The sequence below is a fragment of the Streptomyces spiramenti genome, from assembly GCF_012034385.1.
GTDB classification, from domain to species: domain Bacteria; phylum Actinomycetota; class Actinomycetes; order Streptomycetales; family Streptomycetaceae; genus Streptomyces; species Streptomyces spiramenti.
In genome coordinates this window covers 1-5,471 of the sequence record NZ_JAAVJB010000286.1, presented here as the reverse complement: position 1 = coordinate 5,471, position 5,471 = coordinate 1, and the positions used below count along the sequence as shown (strand labels likewise).

At 74.7% G+C, this 5,471-nt stretch carries 3 protein-coding genes and 1 riboswitch; all 3 genes read left to right on the top strand.

All coding sequences use genetic code 11. From position 1 onward, the window contains the following. Positions 1-334: 334 nt before the first annotated feature. Positions 335-1,753: a SpoIIE family protein phosphatase gene (locus HCJ92_RS21690; RefSeq protein WP_167935304.1), complete on the top strand. Its 1,419-nt coding sequence runs from the start codon at positions 335-337 to the stop codon at positions 1,751-1,753. 471 nt (positions 1,754-2,224) lie between these two features. Further along, positions 2,225-2,394: riboswitch (cyclic di-AMP (ydaO/yuaA leader) on the top strand. A 9-nt stretch (positions 2,395-2,403) separates the two neighbouring features. Continuing rightward, positions 2,404-4,104 (top strand): M23 family metallopeptidase, encoded by a 1,701-nt coding sequence (locus tag HCJ92_RS25685; RefSeq protein ID WP_338054308.1) that lies wholly within the window; start codon positions 2,404-2,406, stop codon positions 4,102-4,104. Positions 4,105-4,470: 366 nt separating this feature from the next. Further along, entirely contained in the window at positions 4,471-5,418 is a 948-nt protein-coding gene (locus HCJ92_RS21680; protein ID WP_167935303.1) for an aldo/keto reductase, read from the top strand. Positions 5,419-5,471: the final 53 nt, after the last annotated feature.

Below are 5,471 nucleotides of genomic sequence, written 5' to 3'. Positions count from 1 at the left end.
ATGAGGCGAACCTCGCTGACGGGCGGCTCACCCCGCGGGTCGCCCCTGCCGCGCGCCGCCCAGCCTCCCGCGCGCCCCGAACGGTCCGCCACCCGCACCGGTGCGCCACCCGGGCGCCCCGCTCCCACCTCGTCCCGCCACCCGGGCGCCGCTCCACCCCGCCGTGCGCACCCGTGACTGCATCGGGTGACCGGCGCGCCCCACCCAGCGCCGCCGAGTCGCCGCGTCACCGTGCTCGGCGCACATTGGGTACGTGGCGATCGACCGGACTCTCCGAGCAGCGCGCGCCCCCGGACTCCGACGGGTGGCCGGCGCGCTCCCTACGCTGTTGCTGGTGGGCGCCTTCCTCCTGACTCTCGCCACCCCGCCCCGGGTCACGTTCGCCCCGTTCCTGGCGGCGGCCCCCCTGGTCGCCGCCGCCGTGCAGGGGCTGCGCGCCACCGTGGTGACCGCCGCTGCCGCAGTCGCGGTCGCCACGGTCATGCACATCTGGATCGACCCCTCCACTGCGGTGGAGGCGTCTTTTCAGGTGCTGACCGTCGCGACCGTCGCCGCCCTGGCCGTCGGCATCAACCAACTCGTCGGACGCCGCACGCGGCAGGTCCTCACCGCGCGGGAGGTCGCAGCCGCGGTGCAACGCGCCATGGTGCCCGACCCGCCGCGCGTGATCGACGGCGTCCGGCTCGCCACCCGGTACCGCACCGCCGACCGGGAAGCGCTCATCGGCGGCGACCTCTACGGAGCGGTCCGGACCCCGCACGGCGTCCGGCTGATCCTCGGCGACGTGCGGGGCAAGGGGCTGGAGGCCACGGACTCGGTCGCGGTCGTGCTCGGCGCGTTCCGCGAAGCCGCGGAGTACGAGAGCTCTCTGGACGCCGTCTCGTCCCGGGTCGACTCGGCGCTGCGCCGCGCGGCGCAGTTGCGGGCCGGCCGACTCCGGCTGGGGGAGGACGAGAGCTTCGTGACCGGCGTACTGCTGGAGCTGAACCCCGGCGACCTGCCCGGCGTCGGTGTCGGCGCCGGGCAGGTTGCCGGCGGCAACGGTGCCGGTGCGGCAGGCGGTCCCGGAGTTGCCGCGGTCCCCAGGTGGCAGGGCGCCCCGCGCGGCCACCTGCACGTGTCCGCGCCGGGCGGGGCGGTGTCTCCCTCGGCCGCCCGGCACCCGGACCGCGGCGCGACCGCCCCACGCCCGGATCCCGGAGCTGTCGGCCCGCGCCCCCGCAGGCCGGGCGAGCCGACCGCGGGGGTCGGGCCGTCGGCGGCGTCCGGTGGGCTCCGCCCCGACCCCGGCATGCCCCATGGCGACCCGGCGCTGGGTGAGCCGCCCGTCAGCGAGGTTCGCCTCATGAACCAGGGGCACCCGCCCCCGCTGCTGCTCCTGCCCGACGGCACGGTGCGCGCCCTGATCCCCTCGGAGCCCGCGCTGCCCCTCGGACTGCTCTCCCTCGGTGGCCGCCAGGCGGAGCCCTCGCGCGTGCTGCTGCCCCCGGGCGCGGTGCTGCTGCTGTACACGGACGGGTTGAGTGAGGCCCGCGACGCGCAGGGGCGCTTCTACGACCCGGAGGTCCGCCTGCTCGGCTGCCCCACCCGCGACCCCGACGAGGTGCTGGACTGGCTCATCGCCGACGTGACCCGCCACGGCGGACTCGGCCACGACGACCTGGCGTTGATGGCGGTGCGCGCCGCCGCACCCGCCCAGGTCGTGGTGGCGGCGGCCGGTGAGGACGCGCACGCCGTCACCCCCGCCTCCTGACGGGCTCCGACCGCCGGTGACCGCGCGCGGTACCGGCCTCCGTCGTTGCCGCCGAGGGGCGTTGACGGCACCGGACGACGCCAGTACGACGTAGATCACACTGCCGGGACCGGTGCCGGCCACGCTGCGATGCGGGAGCGCGGCTGCCGCCGCGGGGGGACTCGGGGCGCCGCACCCGGTCCGACGTGCGTCGGCCTCCGTCCGGTCGCACCGGGAGGCGTGGGGCGGACGTTCACTTCTGATGACTCTCGGTCACCCGATGGTGCCGTTGCGCGTAACGATTGGGGTGGCGACGGTATCGATCCGGTCTCCGCAGGCATGATGAACCTGCCCGGTTTGGGGGAGTTGCGCGCGAAAAGCGCGACTGATGACTGAGGTTGATTCGCCGGAGGCACTTGGAATACAGGCCCGCCCTCTATTAACGTTTCATAACGCAGCGCGGTCGTCACCGCCGATGCAAGTGTCGGCGCCCGTGCTCTGTCGCTCAATCCCGGGGCATCGCCGCAGTTCAGCGAGGCCCGGGGAGCCGGGGAACCACTTCTCAATGGGGTGAATCGGCCCACCGGACCACCGGTGGACCGTAGGAGACCTTCCTGCTCCGAACCCGTCAGCTAACCCGGTCGGCGAAGGAAGGAAAGGAGAACGCCCACGTGGCGTCAGATCGGCATGCCGCCGGTGGGGACCTCCTCGGTTCCGGCGACACCTACGAGCCCTACGGCTCGCAGCCCCCCTACGCAGGCGGCTACTTCGGGGACGGCAACGGCCTCGGATCCCACGATCAGCAGTACGGGGGCGAGTTCGGCGGCGACGCCTACGCCACCCCCTCCTACGGGGAGACGCACGGCGGCGTCCTCGGCGACGGCGGCCGGGCCGACCACTTCGTGACGGCCGGATACGCGGACTCCGCGCACGCGGGCACCGCCTACGGCGACACCACCACGTACGGCGACACCGCCGAGTACGCGCCGGTCCAGGCCGGCGCCTCCTACGACGCCTACTCCTACGCCGACACCGGGTACGCCGACACCGGGTACTCGGACACCGCCCTCGCGGACGGCGCCTACCCCGACCACGGCTACGCCGCCTCCCACGAGGCTGGCATCCACGCCGCGACCGGCGAGGCGCAGGCAACCCCGGCGCACTCCTCCTGGGACGACAGCGTCTTCGGCACCGCCGCGACCTACGGTGCCCCCTACGGCGAGACCGCGGGCACCGCGACCGCCGATGGCGGCACCGCGCTGCTCGCGGAGCCGGTCACGGAGACCGGAGCCGCCGACCTCGTCGACACCTCCGTGCCCGCCTACTTCGGGCCCGAGTACGACACCGAGTGGGGCCCCGAGCGCGTCGAGGGCGAGACCTTCACCGAGTGGAACCCCAGCGCCGCGACCGTCGCCCCGGTCCGCGGCCGTCGCCGCGCCCGCCAGCGCGGCGGCACCATGGCACGCAGCCGCGCGGTCCTCGGAGTCGGCGTGATCGCCGCCGTGGGCGCCGGTGGCATGGCCACCGCCCACGAGGACCCGCCGGGCCTCGCCGGGGCCGGTGACAAGGTCAAGTCCGTGCCGGACAAGATCGGCGGGTTCTTCGGTGGTGACACCGAGAAGAACACCACCACCATGATCACCGCGGCGCCGCTCACCTCCGCCGGACTCATGGTCGGCAGCAGCAGCGACGTCCTCGCCTCGGGCGAGAGCGCCGACGGCGAAGCGGGCGAGGCACTGCGCTCCCGCATCCTCCGCCAGGCCGAGAACCAGGACGCCCTCGCCGAGGCGGAGCAGCGCGACGCCGTCATCGACGCCGCCATCGCCAGTGCCTCCTCCGACGCCGCGGCCTTCGCGGAGGAGGAGCGGCTGGAGGAGCAGGAGCGTGAGCGCGCCGAGCAGGAGCGCAAGCGCAAGGAAGAGGAGGAGCGGAAGAAGAAGGAGGAGGAAGAGCGCCTCGCGAAGCTGCGGGCCAGCTTCACCGCCCCCCTCTCCGGCTACACCCTCTCCGCCTACTACGGCCAGTCCGGCGGCATGTGGTCCTCCGGCTACCACACGGGTCTCGACTTCCAGGCGCCCAGCGGAACCCCCATCAAGAACATCCACAGCGGCACCGTCACCCAGGCGGCGTGGGCCGGCAGCTACGGCTACCAGGTCATCGTCAAGCTGGACAACGGCACTGAGCTGTCGTACAGCCACATGTCGTCCATGTCGGTGGTCGCGGGGCAGAAGGTCACCACCGGGGACCTGCTCGGCAACGTCGGCTCGACCGGCAACTCCTCCGGCCCCCACCTCCACCTGGAGGTGCGGCCGGGCGGCGGCGGCGCCGTCGACCCGCTCTCCTGGCTCCGCGGCAACGGCATCAGCATCTGACGCCCCGGGTCCGCCGGCGTCGCCGGCGGACCGTGCGGTCACCGTCCCGTGCCCGTTCCACCGGCAACCGCCCCGTCGCTGCACGCCACGGCCGCCCTCGCGCGTCCCCGTGGCGGCTCCGGCGTCGGGCCGCGGGGGACCGCGCCCGTCGCCTCCGCGCCTGTTCCTCGCCCGCGCCGCAGGCTGCGGGAACGACGCCCCACCGACCCCGGCGGCCCTGACGATTCCCCCGACGTCAGGGTCGCCGGCCTTTCGTGACCGCGAACCCGGGGCGCCGGCCCCGCGGCAGCGCCGGTCGCCCGGGGGAACGCCGCAGTGGTGAGCACCCCCGGGAACACCCCGAGCTCCCGCCGTCGTTGAACCCGTATGACTCAGCGCACGCTCGGCTCCCTGACCGTCTCCCCGCTCTGCCTCGGCGGCAACGTCTTCGGCTGGACCGCCGACGAGGCCGCCTCGCACGCCGTTCTCGACGCCTATGCCGACGCCGGCGGCCGGTTCGTCGACACGGCGGACGTGTACTCCCACTGGGCGCCCGGACTCGCGGGCGGTGAGTCCGAGGGCGTCATCGGGCGCTGGCTCGCCCGCGGAGGCCGCGGGCGCGACGTCGTCGTCGCCACCAAGATCGGCGCGCACCCCGACTTCAAGGGCCTGGCACCGAAGACGATGCGGGCCGCGACCGAGGCGTCCCTGCGCCGCCTGGGCACCGACACCATCGACCTGCTCTACACCCACTACGACGACGAGACCGTTCCCGTCACCGACATCGTCAGCACCCTCGACGCGTTGGTGCGCGAGGGCAAGGTCCGCGAGATCGCCGCCTCCAACATCTCCGCCGAACGGCTGCGCGCCTCGCTGGAGTTCTCCGCGCGGGAGGGCAAGGCCGCCTACGTCGCGCTCCAGCCGCCCTACCACCTGATGCGCAGGGACGACTACGAGGGCGGGACCGCGGCGGTGGTGGCGGAGTTCGGGCTGCGGGCCGTGCCCTACTCGGCGCTGGCCGGCGGCTTCCTGACCGGCAAGTACCGACCCGGCACGACGGTTGACAGCGCCCGCGCGGGGTCGGCCTCCCGCTACCTCGGGACCCCGCGGGGCCCCCGCGTGCTCGCCGCGCTCGACACCATCGCGGGGGAGCGCGGGGCAGCCCACGCCACGGTCGCCCTCGCCTGGCTCGCGGCCAGGCCCACCGTGATCGCCCCGATCGCCAGCGCCCGCGCGGTCGAGCAGCTGCCGCCGCTCCTCGCCGCTGCCGAACTCGACCTGACGGCGGCCGAGATCACGGCGCTCGACACCGCGTCCGCGCCCGACGCCGAGTGACCGACCGCCGCTGACCGGGGAGCCGCCCGCGGGCCGGCGGCTCCCCCGTCAGC